19 protein-coding genes are annotated in these 19,915 nt (G+C 67.0%); 3 read left to right on the top strand and 16 right to left on the bottom strand.

Going from position 1 to position 19,915, the window contains the following annotated elements:
- Positions 1-14: 14 nt before the first annotated feature.
- The 14 genes from EL288_RS01960 to EL288_RS01895 all read right to left on the bottom strand — a co-directional run bounded on the left by EL288_RS01960 (position 15) and on the right by EL288_RS01895 (position 14,741).
- Positions 15-2,117 carry a primosomal protein N' gene (locus EL288_RS01960; protein ID WP_033450588.1) on the bottom strand — a complete coding sequence of 701 codons (2,103 nt, stop codon included), beginning with the start codon at positions 2,115-2,117 and terminating at the stop codon, positions 15-17.
- A 306-nt stretch (positions 2,118-2,423) separates the two neighbouring features.
- Positions 2,424-3,500, bottom strand: a complete 1,077-nt coding sequence (hemE, locus tag EL288_RS01955; protein WP_003815337.1) for a uroporphyrinogen decarboxylase — start codon at positions 3,498-3,500, stop codon at positions 2,424-2,426.
- A gap of 75 nt (positions 3,501-3,575) precedes the next feature.
- Positions 3,576-4,457 carry a hypothetical protein gene (locus EL288_RS01950; RefSeq protein WP_033450601.1) on the bottom strand — a complete coding sequence of 294 codons (882 nt, stop codon included), beginning with the start codon at positions 4,455-4,457 and terminating at the stop codon, positions 3,576-3,578.
- A gap of 182 nt (positions 4,458-4,639) precedes the next feature.
- The gene (locus tag EL288_RS01945; protein ID WP_003815341.1) at positions 4,640-5,062 is read right to left on the bottom strand and encodes a F0F1 ATP synthase subunit epsilon; all 423 of its coding nucleotides are present in this window, start codon (positions 5,060-5,062) and stop codon (positions 4,640-4,642) included.
- A 9-nt stretch (positions 5,063-5,071) separates the two neighbouring features.
- Positions 5,072-6,472, bottom strand: a complete 1,401-nt coding sequence (gene atpD, locus EL288_RS01940) for a F0F1 ATP synthase subunit beta (RefSeq protein ID WP_003815343.1) — start codon at positions 6,470-6,472, stop codon at positions 5,072-5,074.
- A gap of 42 nt (positions 6,473-6,514) precedes the next feature.
- Positions 6,515-7,420, bottom strand: coding sequence for a F0F1 ATP synthase subunit gamma (gene atpG / locus EL288_RS01935; protein WP_003815344.1), 906 nt, complete (start codon positions 7,418-7,420; stop codon positions 6,515-6,517).
- A 98-nt stretch (positions 7,421-7,518) separates the two neighbouring features.
- Complete coding sequence (atpA, locus tag EL288_RS01930; RefSeq protein WP_003815346.1) at positions 7,519-9,060, bottom strand: F0F1 ATP synthase subunit alpha; 1,542 nt, start codon at positions 9,058-9,060, stop codon at positions 7,519-7,521.
- Between the two features lie 34 nt (positions 9,061-9,094).
- A complete protein-coding gene (locus EL288_RS01925; protein WP_003815348.1) occupies positions 9,095-9,634 on the bottom strand; it encodes a F0F1 ATP synthase subunit delta in 540 nt (179 codons plus the stop codon).
- Between the two features lie 12 nt (positions 9,635-9,646).
- Positions 9,647-10,117 carry a F0F1 ATP synthase subunit B gene (locus EL288_RS01920; RefSeq protein WP_003815350.1) on the bottom strand — a complete coding sequence of 157 codons (471 nt, stop codon included), beginning with the start codon at positions 10,115-10,117 and terminating at the stop codon, positions 9,647-9,649.
- 137 nt (positions 10,118-10,254) lie between these two features.
- Positions 10,255-10,497, bottom strand: coding sequence for a F0F1 ATP synthase subunit C (gene atpE / locus EL288_RS01915; RefSeq protein WP_003815363.1), 243 nt, complete (start codon positions 10,495-10,497; stop codon positions 10,255-10,257).
- A 116-nt stretch (positions 10,498-10,613) separates the two neighbouring features.
- The gene (gene atpB, locus EL288_RS01910) at positions 10,614-11,495 is read right to left on the bottom strand and encodes a F0F1 ATP synthase subunit A (RefSeq protein ID WP_003815364.1); all 882 of its coding nucleotides are present in this window, start codon (positions 11,493-11,495) and stop codon (positions 10,614-10,616) included.
- A gap of 72 nt (positions 11,496-11,567) precedes the next feature.
- Positions 11,568-11,984, bottom strand: coding sequence for an ATP synthase subunit I (locus tag EL288_RS01905; RefSeq protein ID WP_020699690.1), 417 nt, complete (start codon positions 11,982-11,984; stop codon positions 11,568-11,570).
- 175 nt (positions 11,985-12,159) lie between these two features.
- Positions 12,160-13,668: a DUF1254 domain-containing protein gene (locus EL288_RS01900; protein WP_033458697.1), complete on the bottom strand. Its 1,509-nt coding sequence runs from the start codon at positions 13,666-13,668 to the stop codon at positions 12,160-12,162.
- Between the two features lie 296 nt (positions 13,669-13,964).
- Positions 13,965-14,741, bottom strand: coding sequence for an enoyl-CoA hydratase (locus EL288_RS01895; protein ID WP_003815367.1), 777 nt, complete (start codon positions 14,739-14,741; stop codon positions 13,965-13,967).
- 34 nt (positions 14,742-14,775) lie between these two features.
- Here EL288_RS01895 and EL288_RS01890 point away from each other — a divergent pair, with 34 nt between their 5' ends.
- The gene (locus EL288_RS01890; RefSeq protein ID WP_080707665.1) at positions 14,776-16,548 is read left to right on the top strand and encodes a M61 family metallopeptidase; all 1,773 of its coding nucleotides are present in this window, start codon (positions 14,776-14,778) and stop codon (positions 16,546-16,548) included.
- 1 nt (position 16,549) lies between these two features.
- Here EL288_RS01890 and EL288_RS01885 read toward each other — a convergent pair whose 3' ends face one another.
- The gene (locus EL288_RS01885) at positions 16,550-17,452 is read right to left on the bottom strand and encodes an NAD(P)/FAD-dependent oxidoreductase (protein ID WP_003815369.1); all 903 of its coding nucleotides are present in this window, start codon (positions 17,450-17,452) and stop codon (positions 16,550-16,552) included.
- A 124-nt stretch (positions 17,453-17,576) separates the two neighbouring features.
- On the opposite strand from EL288_RS01885, the gene folB reads away from it, so the two are divergent.
- Positions 17,577-17,936 carry a dihydroneopterin aldolase gene (gene folB, locus EL288_RS01880; RefSeq protein WP_003815370.1) on the top strand — a complete coding sequence of 120 codons (360 nt, stop codon included), beginning with the start codon at positions 17,577-17,579 and terminating at the stop codon, positions 17,934-17,936.
- A gap of 31 nt (positions 17,937-17,967) precedes the next feature.
- The gene (gene ttcA, locus EL288_RS01875; protein ID WP_003815371.1) at positions 17,968-18,930 is read left to right on the top strand and encodes a tRNA 2-thiocytidine(32) synthetase TtcA; all 963 of its coding nucleotides are present in this window, start codon (positions 17,968-17,970) and stop codon (positions 18,928-18,930) included.
- 12 nt (positions 18,931-18,942) lie between these two features.
- Here ttcA and EL288_RS01870 read toward each other — a convergent pair whose 3' ends face one another.
- The gene (locus EL288_RS01870; protein ID WP_003815373.1) at positions 18,943-19,911 is read right to left on the bottom strand and encodes a D-2-hydroxyacid dehydrogenase family protein; all 969 of its coding nucleotides are present in this window, start codon (positions 19,909-19,911) and stop codon (positions 18,943-18,945) included.
- Positions 19,912-19,915 lie beyond the last annotated feature (4 nt).

Below are 19,915 nucleotides of genomic sequence, written 5' to 3'. Positions count from 1 at the left end.
GGCGCCGGCCCCGCTCAGATCTCCAGCGGATCGACTTCCAGTTGCCAGCGTACGCGCGCCTCGGCGGCCAGTTGCGGCAGGCAGGCCGCCCAGGCCGTCAGGAAACCCTGCAGGGCGGGGCGGCTGGTGCTTTCTATCAGCAGCTGGGCACGCTCGACGTGGGCCACGCGCACAACGCGCAGCGGCACGGGATCGTAGAGTGTAATCGCGTCCACGCCGGGCCATGGCTCGCCCGTGGCTAGGTCGCGCGCGCGCTGCAGAAAGCCCTGCGCCACCGTCAGTTCGCGCGCCTCGGCGGTCAACAAGGCCTGATAGGCAAACGGGGGCAGCCCTGTGTCTTCGCGCTCCTGCAGGGCGTGGCGCGCAAAGCCGGCGTAATCGTGGCGCAACAGGGCCTGATAGACCGGTTGCTCCGGATAGCCGGTCTGGATCAGGACCTGCGCGCCGGCGGCATGGCGGCCCGCCCGCCCGGCCACCTGCATCAATTGGGCGAACAGGCGCTCGGGCGCGCGGAAGTCGTGCGCGAACAGCATGGAGTCGGCGTTGAGCACGCCCACCAGGCCGAGCCGCGCGAAGTCGTGTCCCTTGGCCACCATCTGCGTGCCGACCATGATGTCCACTTCGCCGGCATGCACGGCCGCGAACAGCGCCTGCGCACTGCCCTTGCGGCGCGTGCTGTCGGCGTCGATGCGCGCGATGCGCGCCTGCGGAAACCACTCGGCCAATTGCTCCTCGATGCGCTGCGTGCCGCGTCCCATGGGCTCCAGGTCCTGGTCGCCGCACTCCGGGCAGGCGCGCGGCACCGGCGCCTGGTAGCCGCAGTGGTGGCACTGCAGGCGATAGCCGCCCGCGCCCGGGCCGCGGTGCAGCACCGTGAACGTCGAGCAGCGCGGGCAGTGGCTGACCCATGCGCACGACGCGCAATGCAGCACGGGCGCGTAGCCACGCCGGTTGAGGAACACCAGCGACTGCTCGCCGCGTTCGAGCCGCTGGCCGATCGCCTCGATGAACTGCGGCGCCAGACCTTGCTTGAGTTGCAGCCGGCGCGTGTCGATCAGGCGGATCTCCGGCAGGCTGCTGGCGCGCGCCCGGCCGGGCAGCGTCAGGCGCAGGTAGCGGCCGCGCTCGGCATGCTGCCAGCTTTCCAGCGACGGCGTGGCCGAACCCAACACCACCGGGATATCCAGGTCGCGGGCGCGCCAGATGGCCAGGTCGCGCGCGGAATAGCGCAGGCCTTCCTGCTGCTTGTAGGAAGGATCGTGCTCTTCGTCGACCACGATCAGGCCCAGCTCCGGCAGGGGCGCAAAAATCGCCATGCGGGTGCCCAGCAGCAGGCGGGCCTGGCCGCGCTGCGCGCGCGCCCACGCCTGCACGCGCTCGCCATCGGCCAGCCCGCTGTGCAGGATGGCCACGCCCTGCGGCCCGACCAGCGCCTCCAGGCGCGCACGCAAGGCGCCTTCGAGCTGCGGCGTCAGGTTGATCTCGGGCACCATCAGCAGGACCTGCCGCCCGGCCTGCAAGACGCGCGCCGCCGCATGCAGGTACACCTCGGTCTTGCCGCTGCCGGTCACGCCGTGCAGCAGGACCGGCTGAAACGCCGACAGCGCGCCGATGGTGTCGACCGCCTCGCGTTGCGCTTCATTCAGTTCGGGCGCCTGGTCCGGCTCGGCCGCCACCGCTACCTCGGCGCGCGGCTTGCGCGCGTCCAGGCGCGCCACGGGTCCCAGGCCGGAGCGCTTGCCCTGGTAAGCCGACGGTTTGCGCAGCGGCGGCGGCAGCACCGGCAGCATGACCTCGCCCAGCGGCCGCTGGTAGTAATCGGCCGCAAAGCGCGCCAGCCGCATCCAGTCGGCCGGCATCGGCGGCAGGTCTTCGAGCGGCTGCTCGACCTCGCGCACCTGCGCCGGGTCGATGGACGGCTGGGCCGGATGTTCGACCACCACCCCGACCAGCTTGCGCCGCCCGAACGGCACGATCACGCGCGCGCCCAGCGGCAATGGCGCTGCGCTGCGGTAATCGAACGGCCCCGGCAACGGGACGTCCAGCGCAACGCGCACCCAGACGCCCGCCGCGTCGGCGGCGGGCAAGGCGGGATCGGCGGAAGACGCGTCGCTCATACTTAAAGTGAATTCTGGATTCTGGCGCTAACCCTGCGGCGCCTCATAGTGATATCCACACAAGTTTCCAGGCTGTGGATAACTTTGGGGAAAAAACGCTGGCAAGGGTGCGAGCTTTCAGGGCCGTGCCTGCCTGGCTTGGTTTCGCGTCTGCAATAAGCTCATATTTTTCTTTTGTATTCATGAGCTTATATATATTTTCCAGACTACGAGGCAGGTATTGGGGGTTTTCCCGAAACTTTGCGCTGCTGTGCACAACTCGGCACGGCAGCGCCTTCCCAGGCCGTTTGAAAGCGAAGCGCCCACTTACCCCGCATGCAGCGCGCGGCTGTAGGTGTGCACCTCGTCGACCAGCTCGCTGACCACCTCGGGCGGAGAGTATTGCGAGATGCCGTGCCCCAGGTTGAACACGTGGCCGCCCTTGCCGACCGGACCGAACGCGTCCAGCGTGCGCCGCGCCTCGGCGCGCACCGCCTGGGCGCCGCCGAACAAGGTCATGGGATCGAGATTGCCCTGCAGCGCCACCGCGTCGGCCACCCGGCGGCGCGCCGTGCCCAGGTTGACCGTCCAGTCCAGGCCCACGGCATCGCAACCGCATGCGGCGATTTCCTCGAGCCACTGCCCACCGCCCTTGGTAAACACGATGACCGGCACGCGGCGGCCTTCGCGCTCGCGCGTCAGGCCTTCCACCACGCGCCGCGTATAGGCCAGCGAAAACTGCTGGAACAGGCCGTCGGCCAGTACGCCGCCCCAGCTGTCGAACAGCATCACGGCCTGCGCGCCGGCATCGATCTGCGCATTGAGATAGTGGCGCGTGGCCTCGGCGTTGATCTCCAGGATGCGGTGCAGCAAATCGGGCCGGCCATACAGCATCGATTTGATCAGGCGATAGTCGTCGCTGCCGCGCCCTTCGACCATGTAACAGGCGATCGTCCAGGGGCTGCCCGCAAAGCCGATCAGCGGCACGCGGCCGTCGAGTTCGCGGCGTATCGTGCGCACTGCGTCGAACACATAGCGCAAGCTGTCCATGTCGGGCACCGCCAGCTTCGCCACATCGGACTCATCGCGCACCGGATGCGCGAAACGCGGCCCTTCGCCAGGTGCGAAATCCAGGCCCAGGCCCATGGCGTGCGGCACGGTCAGGATATCGGAGAACAGGATGGCGGCATCCAGGGGGTAGCGCGCCAGCGGCTGCAGCGTGACTTCGCAGGCGTAGTCGGGATTTTGCGCGAGCCCCATGAACGAGCCCGCACGGGCCCGTGTGGCGTTGTATTCCGGCAGGTAACGGCCGGCCTGACGCATCAGCCAGATCGGCGTGTATGGTACGGGCTCGCGCAGCAGGGCGCGCAGGAACACATCGTTCTTCAAAGGGGCAACAGACACGACTATCCTTGGTGATCGGAAGCCGTGATTTTACTGCCCTGGCAATTTCCTGCCCGCGGGACGGGAAAGGCTCGTTCAAGCCTCGTCGGCGGGGTCCCGGGGCGGAGCCGTTTCGTAGGGCCACGCGCCGGCCACGCCCTCGCGATAGGGCCGGGCATCGATGCCATGCTTGCGCATCAAGGCCCAGAACGCGCGCCGGTGCTTGCAGGCGGCACGCGCCGCCTGGGCCACGTTGCCGCCGTGGCGCGCCAGGGCCCCGCGCAGATAGGCACGCTCGAACCGCCCCACCACCTGCGCCTTGGCCTGGCGGAAAGGCAGCTCTCGCTGTACCGCCATCCGGGCGTCGCCCAGCGTCGCGGCATAGGGCGCGCGTGTCTGTGCAAGCATGCACGGCGCCGCTGCCGACGCATCGGCGGTTTCCGGCATGCCGGGCAGGCGATAGCCGTCGCCTTCGCCCGGATCTGTGGGCGCGCCCGGCCCGCGGCCGCCGCCAGGCTCGGCGCCCGGCACCGGCACGGCGGCCCGGGCGCCTGCCGCCGGCGGCGGGATGGCGCGCCAGGCGCGCGACGCCCTGACGCGCAGCTCCTCCAGGCAGGCCGGCACACGCAGGAAATCCCGCGCGCCCAGGCGCAGCAGGTCGGCGATGGCCGGCGCGGTCAGGTCGCGCACCAGTACCAGCACCGGGGTACTTAGCGCCGGGCTGGCTTGCGCCAGCACGAGACGCGCCCACCCCAGCGTGGAGGCCTGCACGGGCAGCAGCAAGGCGTCGAAGCGGCGCAGGCTCATGGCGGCTTGCCCCAGGGCGAGCCCATCGCGCCCGCCCGACAGCGGGTATTCGTGCAGGCGCAGGCGGTCGGCCAGGCGGGCCTCGGGGCTACGCACGGCGGCCAGCCACGCGCCTACCCACGACGGCTGGTCGGGCATGACGAGTACGGCGCATTCCAGAAGTGCACGCATGGCATGGGCCTCATTCACGATGAGCGAAGCCATAGCCTAACGCGTCGCGATGCGGCTCGGCCATTCGCAATCGCCACACTGTGGAGATTGCGCAGGCATGGGTCCGGGGATGCGCCAGAAACGACAAAGGCGACCGAAGTCGCCTCTGTCTGCCTGACGCGGCGGGCAATGCCCGCCGGCAATCAGTGCGTACGGCCTTGACGCAGCTTGCGCGCGGCCACGGCCTGGGCGGCCAGCATGGCCAGCTCGGCTTCGACCACGGCGATGTCGGCCTTGTCCTTGGCGTTGCGCAAGGCCTCTTCGGCCTTCTCGCGCGCCGCCACGGCACGGGCTTCATCCAGGTCGGCGGCCCGGATGGCCGTATCGGCCAACACGGTCACGCTGCCCGGCTGCACCTCGAGGATGCCCCCGGCGACGAAGATGTTTTCCTCGCCTTCGTCGGCACGGACGATCTTGACCGTCCCGGGGCGTATGCGCGAAATCAGCGGGGTGTGGCCGGGCAGAATGCCCAGCTCACCCGCCTCGCCAGGCAGCACCACGAACTTCGCCTCGCCGGTGAAGATCGCTTCCTCTGCGCTGACGACATCCACATGCAGGGTAGCCATATCGGATCCTTATTGGAGTTTCTTGGCCTTCTCGAAGGCCTCGTCGATCGTGCCGACCATGTAGAACGCCTGCTCGGGCAGCGCGTCGCACTCGCCGTCGACGATCATCTTGAAGCCACGGATCGTTTCGGCCAGCGACACGTACTTGCCCGGCGAGCCGGTGAACACTTCGGCCACGTGGAAGGGCTGCGACAGGAAGCGCTGGATCTTGCGCGCGCGGGCCACGGCCTGCTTGTCTTCCGGCGACAGTTCGTCCATGCCCAGAATCGCGATGATGTCGCGCAGTTCCTTGTAGCGCTGCAGCGTCTGCTGCACGCCACGAGCCACCTGGTAGTGCTCTTCGCCCACGACTTGCGGGTCGAGCTGGCGGCTGGAGGAGTCCAGCGGGTCCACGGCGGGGTAGATACCCAGCGCAGCGATGTCACGCGACAGCACGACGGTCGAGTCCAAGTGCTGGAAGGTCGTGGCGGGCGACGGGTCGGTCAAGTCGTCGGCAGGCACGTACACGGCCTGGATCGAGGTGATCGAACCGGTCTTGGTCGAGGTGATGCGCTCTTGCAGCACGCCCATTTCCTCGGCCAGCGTAGGCTGGTAGCCCACCGCCGACGGCATACGGCCCAGCAGCGCCGACACTTCGGTACCGGCCAGGGTGTAGCGGTAGATGTTGTCGACGAAGAACAGGATGTCACGGCCTTCGTCGCGGAACTTCTCGGCCATGGTCAGGCCGGTCAGCGCCACGCGCAGGCGGTTGCCCGGGGGCTCGTTCATCTGGCCGAACACCATGGCCACCTTGTCCAGAACGTTCGACTCTTCCATTTCATGGTAGAAGTCGTTGCCTTCGCGGGTACGCTCACCCACGCCGGCGAACACCGACAAGCCGCTGTGCTGCTTGGCGATGTTGTTGATCAGTTCCATCATGTTGACGGTCTTGCCCACGCCGGCGCCGCCGAACAGGCCGACCTTGCCGCCCTTGGCGAACGGGCACACCAGGTCGATAACCTTGATGCCGGTTTCCAGCAGCTCGACCGACGGCGACAGCTCGTCGAAACGGGGCGCGGGCTGGTGGATGGCGCGCTTCTCGTCGGACGCGATGGGACCGGCTTCGTCGATGGGACGGCCCAGCACGTCCATGATGCGGCCCAGGGTGCCGTGGCCCACGGGCACCGAGATCGGTGCGCCGGTGCCGGCCACTTGCATGCCGCGGCGCAGCCCGTCGCTGGAACCCAGCGCGATGGTACGCACCACGCCGTCGCCCAGCTGTTGTTGCACTTCCAGCGTCAAGCCCTTCTCGGCGAACGAGGAACCCTCGTCGACCAGGGTGAGCGCTTCGTAGATCTTGGGCATGTTATCGCGGGGGAACTGAATATCCACCACGGCGCCGATGCACTGAACGATGGTTCCGTTGCTCATGTCGATTCCTTGCTTGATAGCTTTTGTCGGAGTACTGCCGGGTTACACCGCGGCAGCGCCCCCTACGATTTCCGAAATTTCTTTGGTGATCGCGGCTTGACGGGTCTTGTTGTAGACCAGTTGCAAGTCACCGATGACCTTCTTCGCGTTGTCCGACGCGGACTTCATCGCCACCATCCGGGCCGACTGCTCCGACGCCATGTTCTCAGCCACGGCCTGGTACAACAGCCCTTCGACGTAACGCTGCAGCAGATCGTCGATCACGCTCTTGGCATCCGGCTCGTAGATGTAGTCCCAGCTGTAGTCCGACTTGATCTCGGCGGTCTTGGCCAGGGTCTCAACGCCCGATTGGAACGGATCGTCCAAACCATTGGACAACGGCAGCAAGCGCAGGAACACCGGCTCTTGCCTCATCGTGTTGACGAAGCGCGTGGTCGCCACGTACAGCGCGTCGATACGGCCTTCCAGGTAGTCGTCCAGCTGCACCTTGATGGCGCCCAGCAGGCGGTCGAGGTCGGGCTTGTCGCCCAGCTGCACTTCCTGGGACACCAGCTTGGCGCCAATACGCGTCAGCAGGCCCAGACCCTTGTTGCCGAAGGCCGTCGCCTGCACCTTGATGCTGCGCTGCTCGAATTCCTTCAGCTTGGACAGCGTCACGCGGCTGATGTTGGTGTTCAGGCCGCCGCACAAGCCCTTGTCGGTCGTCACCAGCACCACGCCGACCGCCTTGACTTCGCGTTCGACCAGGTACGGGTGGCTGTACTCGGGATTGGCCTGCATCAGGTGCGCAGCAATCTCGCGCACCTTGGTGGCGTACGGACGACCCGCGCGCATCCGCTCCTGCGCCTTGCGCATCTTGGATGCGGCGACCATTTCCATCGCCTTGGTGATCTTGCGCGTGTTTTGCACGCTCTTGATCTTGGTTCGGATTTCCTTGATTCCGGGCATTGCGCTTTCCTGTTGAAACGGCTTGGCGGGTTCAGCCGGGCTGTCCCCGCCCTACCGTAGGATGGGCGGCACGCCCATCGCTACGCCAGACAGTTGCCTTAAAAAGCACCGTGCTTCTTGAAATCCTGGACCGCGGCAGCCAGTTCGGCTTCGTCGTCCTTGGACAGTTCCTTGGTGTCTTCGATGCGCTGGATCAAGGCGGCGTGCTTGGCCTTGAGGTGATCCTTCAGCGACTTTTCGAAGGCCAGGATCTGCGCCACGTCGACGTCGTCCAGGTAACCGTTGTTGACCGCGTACAGCGAGACGGCCAGCTCCCACACTTGCAGCGGCTGGTATTGCGGCTGCTTGAGCAGTTCCACCACGCGCTTGCCGCGCTCGAGCTGGCGACGGGTGGCGTCGTCCAGGTCGGAGGCGAACTGCGCGAAGGCGGCCAGTTCACGGTACTGGGCCAGGTCGGTACGGATACCGCCGGACAGCTTCTTGATGACCTTGGTCTGGGCGGCGCCACCGACGCGCGACACGGAAATACCGGCGTTGATGGCGGGACGCACGCCCGCGTTGAACAGGTCGGTTTCCAGGAAGATCTGGCCGTCGGTGATCGAGATCACGTTGGTCGGAACGAAGGCCGACACGTCGCCCGCCTGGGTTTCGATGATCGGCAGCGCGGTCAGCGAGCCGGTCTTGCCCTTGACGGCGCCGTTGGTGAACTTCTCGACGTATTCCTCGTTGACGCGCGCGGCGCGTTCGAGCAGGCGCGAGTGCAGGTAGAACACGTCGCCCGGATAGGCTTCGCGGCCCGGCGGGCGGCGCAGCAGCAGCGACACCTGGCGGTAGGCCCAGGCCTGCTTGGTCAGGTCGTCATAGACGATCAGGGCATCTTCGCCGCGATCGCGGAAGTACTCGCCCATGGTGCAGCCGGCGTAGGCGGCCAGGTACTGCATGGCGGCCGAGTCCGAAGCGGCGGCGGCGACCACGATGGTGTATTCCATCGCGCCGTGCTCTTCCAGCTTGCGCACCACGTTGTTGATCGTCGAAGCCTTCTGGCCGATGGCGACGTACACGCAGGTGACGCCCTTGCCCTTCTGGCTGATGATGGTGTCGACGGCCACGGCGGTCTTGCCGGTCTGGCGGTCGCCAATGATCAGTTCGCGCTGGCCACGGCCGATCGGCACCATCGAGTCGATGGCCTTGATACCGGTCTGCAGCGGTTGCGACACCGAGCGGCGGGCGATAACGCCAGGCGCCACTTTCTCGATGATGTCGGTCTGGGTGGTGTTGATCGGGCCTTTGCCGTCGATCGCGTCGCCCAGGGTATTGACCACGCGGCCCTTCAGTTCGGGGCCGACCGGCACTTCGAGAATGCGGCCGGTCGTCTTGACCTGGTCGCCTTCGGACACGCCGGTGTAGTCGCCCAGAACAACGGCGCCAACGGAATCGCGCTCGAGGTTGAGCGCCACGCCGAACACGTTGTTCGGGAATTCGAGCATTTCGCCCTGCATCACGTCGGACAGGCCGTGGATGCGGGTGATACCGTCGGTCACGGAGACGACGGTACCCTGAGTACGAACATCAGTCGAAGCGCCCAGGCCCTCGATGCGGCTTTTGAGCAGTTCGCTGATCTCGGAGGGATTGAGTTGCATATTGACTCCTGGAATCCTGTTAGTCTCGCCTGCCTTATGCGGCCAGCGTATCGCGCAAGCGGGCCAGTTGGGCTTTTACGGAAGTATCGAGCACCTGGTCCCCGACAGCCACGCGCACACCGCCGATCAGTTCCTGATCGACCGACACGTGCGGCTTGAGCTTGAGACCGAATTTGAGTTCGAGCGCGGCAATCAGCTCTTTTACCTGAGCGTCGCTGAGTTCGAATGCGCTGGTGATTTCCGCCTGCGCCGTGCCTTCGTGACGATTCTTCAGCGCGACGAACTGCGTGGCGATGACGGGCAGCAGCAGCAAGCGGTCGTTCTTGACCAGCAGCTCGATGAAATTGCGGGCGGCCTGAGGCAGCTGCGACTTGATGAGGCCGGTGAAGACCTCGCTGCGCTGCTTGTCGTCCAGACGCGGATCGGCCATCGCCTCGCGCACGTCGGGATTGGCGGCGACCTGCGCCATCTCGCTGACCAGGTCGGCCCACACCGCCAGACCGGCCTTGTCGTCGCGCGCTGCGCCGAAGAGGGCTTCGGCGTAGGGACGGGCAACAGTGGAAAGTTCAGCCATGACGTTCCCGGATTAAAGCTGCGCCTTGAGCTGGTTGAGCAGCTCGGCATGGGCGCGGGCGTCAACCTCGCGCTTGAGGATCTGTTCGGCACCCTTGACGGCCAGCGCGGCGACGTCGTCGCGCAATGCTTCACGGGCGCGTTGAACTTCCTGCGCGGCGTCCTGGGCAGCCTGGGCCACGATACGGGCGCGTTCGGCTTCCGCTTCACGGCGGGCCTGCTCAATCACCGAAGCAGCCTGTTTCTCGGCTTCGATGATGCGGGCGTGAGTTTCGGATTTGGCAGAAGCCTCGATCAGACTGACGCGCGCTTGGGCTTGAGCCAGATCGGCTTTCCCCTTCTCGGCGGCGGCCAGGCCGTCGGCGATTTTTTGGCGGCGCTCATCGATCGCCTTCGTCAGAGGCGGCCACACGAATTTCATCGTGAACCAGCCCAGAACGAAGAACACGAGCATCTGGAAGAAGATCGTCGCGTTCAGATTCACGGTCGTTCCTTTAACACCTTGCAGCCCCGGCCATCAGAATGACAACCCAGGGCACTCGATACTTTGCCAGTCGGCAACGCGCGCTTGCGCGCCGCCGCCAGCGTCAGGCCCGCCTGTTTCGCCGGCGGGCAATGCCATTAGCCGACGAACGGATTGGCGAAGGCGAACAGCATGGCGATACCCACACCGATCAGGAACGCCGCATCGATCAGGCCCGCCAGCAGGAACATCTTGGTTTGCAGGGCGTTCATCAGTTCGGGCTGACGAGCCGAAGCTTCCAGGTACTTGCCGCCCATCAGTGCGATACCGATGCAAGCGCCGATGGCGCCCAGGCCGATGATGAGACCGCAAGCGAGAGCAACGAAAGCGACGTTGGTCATGACAACTCCTTGGTTAGAAATCTGAAGTCAGAATTATTGAAAAACAGGTACTGCTCAATGCAAGAAGATCTTGCTAACGGACGCCCGCCACCATGGCGGACGCCGAAAATTTGGGATCAATGCCCTTCGTGCGCCTGGCCGATGTAAACCAGCGTCAGCATCATGAAGATGAAAGCCTGCAGCAGCACGATCAGGATGTGGAAAATTGCCCACACCGAACCGGCCAACACATGCCCAATGCCCAAACCGATGCTGGCGCCGTTAAAGCCCGTCCAGGCGCCGCCCAGCAGCGCGATCAGCATGAAGATCAGTTCACCGGCGAACATGTTGCCGAACAACCGCATGCCCAGCGACACCGACTTGGCGGCATATTCGATCAGGTTGAGCAGCAGGTTGAACGGGGCCAGCACGAGCGAGGCCAGGCCGTGCGCGTGGAACGGCGCGGTGAACAACTCCTTGACGAAGCCACCCGGGTGCTTGATCTTGATGCCGTAATAGAACATCAGCAGCAGCACGCCCAGCGACATGCCCATGGGCACGTTCAGGTCGGCGGTGGGGAGAATGCGGTGGTAGTACAGCGGGTCGCCGTGCTCGGCGCCCAGGCCGGTCATGCGCCAGATCGAGGGCAGCAGGTCGACCGGCAGCAGGTCCAGCGCGTTCATGAGGATGATCCACAGGAACACGGTCAGGGCCAGCGGCGCCACGAACAGGCGGCTCTTGGCGTTGGTGACGATGGACTTGGCCTGGTCGTCGACCATGTCGACGATCATTTCGATGAAACCCTGGAAGCGGCCCGGAACTCCCGCCGTGGCGCGGCGCGCGGCCAGCCACAGGCAGAATACGACCAGCAGGCCCATCAGGATCGACCAGAACAGCGAGTCATAGTTGATGACGTTGAACTGGGCGATGACGCTTTGCTTTTCGCCAATATTGTTCAAATGCACCAGGTGGTGCTGAATGTACTCGGACTGAGGCGACGCGCCGCTGGGAGCAGCCATGTGGAACCCTACCCTGTTTGCTGTGTGCCCGTGCCCCTGTGGAGCCGGACTTTTTCACGATGGTTAATATCGCTACGAGCGCTTGCGCAGCATCAATAGCAGGAGATATCCCTTCAGTGTGAAGACCAGGCCCAGCAGGACAGCCGGCCACACCAGCCAGCCCTGCGCCAGCCACGACAGCAGCCACAGCAGTAGCGCCGTCATGAGCAGCTTGAGCAACTCACCGTAGAGAAAAGCAAATGGGTTTGGCCGGGCCGCCCTGACGACGTTGACCAGCAAGCGCAATGCAAACAATGCATTGGGCAAGAAATACGCCCCCGCTCCCGCCAACGCCGACAAACCTGCCGCCGTTCCCGCAACAACCCCCGCGATTGCCGCTGCCACGAGCCCCATGACACCCTGCGCCGCAATGGCCAGGCAGAGCTCCCGGCAAGCCCGCGCATCGAGTGCCGCACGATCAGCGGCGGTAAGAACCAGACTCTTTTGCATGAACTTCCCTGCCCTTGCCAGCAATTTACGACGCAGCTTTTGCCACGCTTTTAGCCCGCAAGCGTCAAACCCGTAGAGTATAGCGTGATTTTTTGGGGGTCGCCAAATGAAAACGGCCCCCGCCGCCAAGTCGGAAACGGGGGCCGATCGGCGCCGCGGCGCCGGCGCCACAAACTCAGTCTTCGCGCACGGCCGGCGGCGCCCAGTTGCCATCGAGCGCGATGTCGCGCGGCCAGTACAGGCGCAGGTTCAGCATGAAGTCGCCCTGCCGCGGCGCCGGCAGCCAGTTCGCCTGCCGCGCCTTGCGCGGCGGGTCGCGCTGGATGTAGATATCCAGCGAGCCGTCGGCGTTGTAGACCAGCGGGTCGGTGCTGCGCAGTGCATAGCGGTCGATCGGGTTGTCCGCCAGCCCCTGGCGTGCGTCGTACAGGATCAGCGACCAGAAGGCATTGGCCGGCGGCAGCTGGTCCTTGTCGAAGTGCAGCACGTAGTCTTCGTCGCTGCGCAACGCCTTGCCGCGCGCATCGACGGCCGTCACCGGGTAGAGCACGTCCTCGGGCGGGTTGGCGCCCAGCCCCACGTAGGCCACCGCGGCGCGGCGCAGGTAGTCCGTGCCATAGGTGCCGATGCCGTGCAGCGCCGTGTTCCAGCCATTGGCCGGGGTGCCCAGGCGGCCGGCCGCGTCGGCGATGCGGCGCCCCGCCAGCGGCTGCGCCTCGATCAGCGCCTGCTGCACCGTGGGGTTGAGCCGCGCGTACGCATTGGGCTGGTCGCCCAGTCCAAGCCTGCGCAGGCGGTCGAGCATGGGATAGTCGTTGGCGTGCGGCGGGTTGTTGCGCAACAGATCGGCGAACAGGTTGAAGTAGCTGGCCGCGTCCATCGCCGCCACCTGTTCGGCCGGCGATTGCCCGGCGCTCCAGGCCGGGTTGACCGCGGCGCTGCCCGTCATGCGAAACGGCTTGCCCCATTGGGCCAGCGGCGTGACCGTCAGGGCGGCCTGGAATTGGTTGACGTTCTGATAGTCATCCGGCCCGCCCGTCTGCACGCGCGCGATCATCCAGCCCGAACCGGTCGGGCTGCGCACCATGTCCACGCCGGGCGGCAGCGTGCCCTGCCAGTACGGTCCGACGATCGCGAAGGTCTGCGCGCCGCCGCCGGTCGTGCGGGTTCCGCGCGAGGCGTAGGCATCGGTCCACATGTCCAGCAGCGACAGCAGGTAATAGCGTTCCCCTGCAGCCGGCACCTGCACGATCAACGGCTCGCTCGACACGTCGTACCAGAGGCTGGACGACAGGGTGTCGGTGCTGGGCCAGGCCACATCCGTGGCGCGCGGGTCGGGAAAGGCGGTGCGGTGGCCGAACTGGTTCATCGGCGCGCGTCCGGCGATAGGCGTCTGCACGTTGGTCGAGGCGCGCCGCGTCATTTCCATCAGCACCATCGGATAGGCATAGACATAGGCGTCGATGGCGGTGTCGCGCAATTGCTCGGCGGTCATCGCCGGCGCCTGGACCGCGGCGCCCTGGGCCGCATACGGCGTTTCGGAAACCAGCCTGAGCGTGGACGTGGGCGCGCGGGCCGGCGACTGGGCCTGAGCCTGGGCGGCGCCCGCCAGCCCGACGCCGACTACGCCGGCCGCCAGCGCGAGTTGCCAACGCCGCCGTGGAAATCTTGCACATGTACGCATGAAGGGCTCCTTGCTTGTTGTTGGACAATGAGCCGCCGTCCCCGGCCGTGGCACGTCGCGCATGACGCGAGGCGCCTGACGTTGCCGGACACGACACTCCGGACCTGCCGTCACTCCAGGATAGGCCCGCACAATGCAACAAAGTGCAATGCAAGCGTTTCAACGGGCAACCCGCGTAACGCCGGCGGTGCGCGCAGGCCCGCCGCGCGCGCCAATGGAAACGCCGCGCATGCGCGCGGCGTCGGCAATCGGGCGGGTGACGCGAGGTAACCGGATGCGACCGGCCAGGCGCGGGCCTACCTGTGCTTGAAGTCAGGCTTGCGCTTCTCGGTGAACGCCGCCATGCCCTCTTTCTGGTCTTCGGTGGCGAATAGCGAGTGGAACACGCGGCGCTCGAACAGCAACCCATCGTTGAGCGGCACTTCGTACGCGCGGTTGATGCACTCCTTGGCCATCATGACCGACGGCAGCGACATCGAGGCAATGACGGTGGCGGCCTCGAGCGCCTCATCCGCCAGCCTGTCGGCCGGCACCACGCGCGATACCAGGCCGGCCCGCTCGGCCTCCGCGGCATCCATCATGCGCGCCGTCAGCGCCAGGTCCATGGCCTTGGCCTTGCCCACCGCGCGCGGCAGGCGCTGCGTGCCGCCGGCGCCGGGAATCACGCCCAGCTTGATCTCGGGCTGGCCGAAGCGGGCCGAGTCGGCGGCGATGACGATGTCGCACATCATGGCCAGTTCGCAGCCGCCGCCCAGCGCATAGCCGGCCACCGCGGCGATCACGGGCTTGCGTACGCGCTTTATGGTTTCCCAGTTGCGGGTGATGTAGTCGCTGCGGTAGACGTCCATGTAGGACCAGTCTTTCATGGCGCCGATATCCGCGCCCGCGGCGAAGGCTTTCTCGCTGCCGGTGATCACGATCGCGCCGATGCCGTCGTCGGCGTCGAGCGCCAGCAACGCCGCGCCCAGCTCCTCCATCAACTGGTCGTTCAGCGCATTCAATGCCTTGGGCCGGTTCAGCGTCAACCATCCCACGCGGCCCCGGGTTTCGACCAGCACAAACGACTCGCTCATTGATTGCCTCCTGTCAGAGTATGAAATGTAAGATATGCGCATGAACGACACACCCGTAATTTACCGCCTGGAACCCCACGACCCGGCCGGTCACCGCTACCGGATAACCCTGACCGTGGCCGAGCCTGCGCCCGAGGGACAGCGCCTGGCCTTGCCCGCGTGGATTCCCGGCAGCTACCTGATACGCGATTTCTCCCGCCAGATCGAGACGCTGGCCGCGCGCGCCGGCGGCAAGCCGGTGGCGGTGAACAAGATCGACAATCACACCTGGCAGGTGGCGCCGTGCAGCGGCCCGCTGCAGGTCGACTATACGGTGTATGCGTGGGATCTCTCGGTGCGCGGCGCGCACCTGGACGAAAGCCACGGCTTTTTCAACGGCACCAGCGTTTTCCTGCGCGTGGACGGGCAGGAAAACGCGCCCTGCATTCTCGACCTGGCGCCGCCGCGCGGCATCGAAGGCTGGAAGGTCTACACCAGCCTGCCCGAGGCGCAGGGGCTGGCGGGCGCGGCCCGCCGCCATGGCTTCGGCCGCTACCGCGCGCCCGACTACGACGCGCTGATCGACCACCCGGTCGAGATGGGCACGCCGCAGGTCATCGGTTTCCAGGCGCATGGCGCCGAACACGAACTGGTGTTCACCGGCGTGGCGCCGCGGCTGGACCTGGCGCGCATCGCCGCCGACGTGCAGCGCATCTGCGAGACGCAGATCGCCTTCTTCGAGCCGCGCAGCAAGCAGGCGCCCTTCCTGGACAGCGCCAGCCGCTACGTGTTCATGACCATGGTCACGGGCGACGGCTACGGCGGCCTGGAACATCGCGCGAGCACCGCCCTGATGGCCTCGCGCAAGGACCTGCCGGTACTGGGCCAGCAGGGCCAGGGCGAAGGCTATCGCGGCTTTCTCGGCCTGGTCAGCCACGAGTACTTCCATACCTGGAACGTCAAGCGCATCAAGCCGGCCGCCTTCGCGCCCTACAACCTGGAGCGGCCCGACCTGACGCGGCTGCTATGGGTGTTCGAGGGCTTCACCTCGTACTACGACGATCTGCTGCTGCTGCGCTCGCAGACCATCACCCGCAACGACTACCTGCGCCTGCTGGGCAAGACCATTTCGGGCGTGGCGCGCGCGCCGGGCCGCCACAAGCAATCGGTCGCGGAAAGTTCATTCGACGCCTGGACCCGCTATTACAAGCAGGACGAGAACTCCCCCAATGCGCTGGTCAGCTACTACACCAAGGGCTCGCTGGTCGCGCTGGGCCTGGACCTGCTGATCCGCCGCGACAGCGGCGGCGTCCATTCGCTCGATGATGTGATGCGCCTGCTGTGGCGGCGCTACGGACGCGATTTCTACCGCGGCCGCCCGCAGGGCCTGGCCGAGGATGCGCTGCCGGCGCTGATCCGCGAGGCCACCGGCGTGGACGCGCGGCGCTTCATCGCGCGCCATGCCCATGGCACGGCCGACGTGCCGCTGGCCGAGCTGCTTGCGCCGCACGGCATCAGCCTGACCTGGCAGGCCGGCGCCAATATCCCGACAATGGACGTGCGCACGCGCAAACAGGGCGAGGCCCTGGCGCTGGCCACCGTGTACGAGGGCGGCGCGGCCCACAAGGGTGGCCTGTCGGCGGGCGACGTGCTGGTGGCCATCGACGGCCTGCGCGTCGATGCGCCGGCCGGCCTGGACGTGCTGCTGTCGCAGTACCGCCCCGGCGACCGGGTGACGGTGCACGTGTTCCGGCGCGATGAACTGCGCAGCTTTCAGGTGCGCCTGGCCGCGCCGGCGCCGCTGGACTGCGTGCTGGCGGCGGCCTGACTCAGCGCGGCGGCGCCGGACGCTCCCAGCGGCGCTGGATCGCCTTGGCCGCCGTCACGCCGTCGGCCAGCGAGGTGACCACGCAGGGATGCATGCGGTCGGCCACCTCGCCAATCGCGTAGACGTCGGGCAGGCTGGTCTGGGCCGTGGCGAAATCGGTACGCAGGTAACCCCGCGAATCGCGTTCCAGGCCCAGGCTGTCGGCAAAATCGGCCTGCGGCTCCCAGCCATAGAACACCAGGATGAGGTCATAGGCCCGCCCGTCGACGGTGCGCGCGGCCGGATCGACGCGGTACGGACCCACTCGCACGCCTTCGGTGCCGGCCCGCGCCACCCACTGCTGCTGGGCGCGCACGGTGCGCGCGTACAGGTCGACCTGGCGCGCCCCGCGGTTGCGCACGTAGACGAAATTCTCGAAGGCATTGTCGCCCCCGCCCAGCACGGCGACCGTCAGGCCGGCATAGTCCTGGGCGACGATGGGCGAGCCCGGCCCGATCAGCACGCCCGGCCAGCGGGCCTGCTGCGGATGGCCGGGCAGCCCGCGCGCGCGCACGCCGGAAGCGATCACCAGCGATTTGCCGTAGACGGCGTCCTGTCCGGCGCCGCCCAGCCGCACTTCCACCCCGCCCTTGCAGGGGCGCACGGCGGTTGCCGGCGCGCGCAGCCGCACCGGCACGCCGGCGGCCGCGACGCTGGCGGCGATATTGGCCGCCACCTGCTGCCCGGTCACATCGGGCAGCACGGCGATCCAGTCGTCGGTGAACGGATTGTCGTTGCCCAGGCCGCCCAGCCGCTCGCCGGCCTCGACCAGCAAGGGCGCCAATCCGAGACGGGCCAGCCAGATCGCGCAGGACGCGCCGGCCGGCCCACCGCCTACAATTACCGCATCGTAGAACTGCCGCATTCCGTGTTTTTCCTCCGGCGCCCCGCCTGGCGGGCGCCTGTCGCCATGGCCGGATTGTAGTCAGGCCCGGCCGCCCGCCCGCGCGCCGCCTTACAATCCCGCATCCGTCTTCCCCACTGCCATCATGCCTACACGCCGCATATTCATCTCCGGGCTGGCCCTGGACGCCCGCATCGGCATTCTTGAACACGAACGCCGCGCCACCCAGCCGCTGCATATCGACGCCGAGTTCGACATCGACATCATGCGCAACGTGGACGACCACGACATCCACAGCGTGCTCGACTACCGGCGGCTGCGCGAGGCCATCGTCGAAGAATGCACGCAGGCCCATGTCAACCTGATCGAGACGCTGACCGAACAGGTCGCCGCGCGCCTGCTGGCCGATTTCGACGAGATCCGCTCGCTGCGCCTGCGCGTCAGCAAGCCCATGGCCTTCTCGGATTGCGCGGCGGTCGGCGTGGAGATACAGATCAGCCGCTAAGGCCAGGCAGGCCACCGGACATCGCTACGCTATGACTCTCACCGCATCCCCCACCGCCGCGCGCACGCCCGCCGAGGAAAAGGCGCGCTTCGAAGGCAACAAGCTGGCCAAGCGCCTGGCCCGCGAGACCACTCGCGCCATCGCCGACTACAACATGATCGAGGCCGGCGACAAGGTCATGGTCTGTCTGTCCGGCGGCAAGGACTCTTACGCGCTGCTCGACATCCTGCTCAGCCTGCAGAAGCGCGCGCCCTTCGCCTTCGAGATCATCGCGGTCAACCTGGACCAGAAACAACCGGGCTTTCCGCCCGAGATCCTGCCCGATTACCTGCGCGCGCTGGGCGTGCCGTTCCATATCGAGACGCAGGACACGTATTCGATCGTCACACGGGTCATCCCGGAAGGCAAGACCATGTGCTCGCTGTGCTCGCGCCTGCGCCGCGGCATCCTGTACCGGGTAGCCAGCGAACTGGGCGCGACCAAGATTGCGCTGGGCCATCACCGCGACGACATCCTGGGCACCTTCTTCCTGAACCTGTTCTACGGCGGCAAGGCCAAGGGCATGCCGCCCAAGCTGGTCTCCGACGACGGACGCCACACGGTGATCCGGCCGCTGGCCTACGTGCCCGAAAGCGACCTGATCGCCTATGCGCAATTCAAGCAATTTCCCATCATCCCCTGCAACCTGTGCGGCTCGCAGGAAAACCTCAAGCGCAAGGAAGTCGGGCGGATGATCCAGGAATGGGACCGCAAGCATCCCGGCCGCTCGTGGAATGTCTTCAACGCGCTCTCGCGCGTGGTGCCCTCGCACCTGATGGACCGCGATCTGTTCGACTTTGTCGGCCTCAAGCCCACCGGGGTGGCCGACGCCGGCGGCGATACCGCTTTCGACCAGATCGATCCCGAGCCCGATACGGCGGGCCCGGGCTGCGCCAGCGACGCGCCGGCCGGCCAGGCCGACGGCATGGCCGAGCAGCGCGTGGTCTTCCGCTAGGGCGCCAGGGGCTCAGCCCCGGGCGCCGCCCAGCACGTGTACCGGCGCGCCCGCGGCCCAGGCGCGCACGGCCTCGAGCGCATTGGCATAGAACGCCTGGAAGTTCTCCGCGTTCACATAACCCAGGTGCGGCGTCAGCAGCACGTTGTCCAGCGTGCGCCAGACATCGGTGGGGGGCAGCGGCTCGCTCTCGTAGACGTCCAGCCCGGCGCCGGCCAGCCGGCCCTTGCGCAGCGCGTCCAGCAGCGCGTCCTGGTCGACCAGGCCGGCGCGCGAGGTGTTGACCAGGTAGGCGCTGGGCTTCATGGCCGACAGCGCGGCCGCGTCGACGATGTGGCGGGTGCTCTCGCCGAGGATCAGATGCAGGCTGACCACGTCGGCGGTGGAAAACAGGGTGTGCTTGTCCACCCGCGTCACGCCGGCCTGGGCGGCGCGCTCGTCGGTGAGGTTGGGACTCCAGGCCACCACCTCCATGCCGAACGCGCGCCCCACCTGCGCCACCGCGCTGCCCAGCTTGCCCAGGCCCAGCACGCCCAGCCGCCTGCCTGCCAGCGGCTGCGGCATGCCGGTCTGCCACAGGCCGCGGCGCATGGCGGCATCTTCCTGCGGCAGGCGCTTGAACAGCGCCAGGATGTGGGCCCAGGCCAGCTCGGCCGTGGCGGCGCCGGCCTCGGCGCTGCCGGGCGCGCCGCACACCAGGATGCCGCCCGCGGCGCAGGCCTGCATGTCGATGGCGTTGTTGCGCATGCCGGTCGTCACCAGCAGCCGCAGCGCGGGCAGCGCCTGGATCAGTTCGGCCGGAAACGGCGTGCGCTCGCGCATCGCCACGATGACATCGAAAGGCTGCAAGGCCACGGCGCGCGCGGCCCCCGAAGGCAGCGCGTCGCGAAACACCTGCACGCGCGCCTGCGCGCCCAGCGTGGTCCAGTCGGCATAGCGCTCGGCCACGCCGTGATAGTCATCCAGTATCGCAATATGCATCCCA

The organism is Bordetella bronchiseptica (assembly GCF_900636925.1).
Lineage (GTDB): Bacteria > Pseudomonadota > Gammaproteobacteria > Burkholderiales > Burkholderiaceae_B > Bordetella > Bordetella pertussis.
The sequence above is the reverse complement of the archived record's forward strand: the minus strand, read 5'-3'. Positions and strand labels throughout refer to the sequence as shown.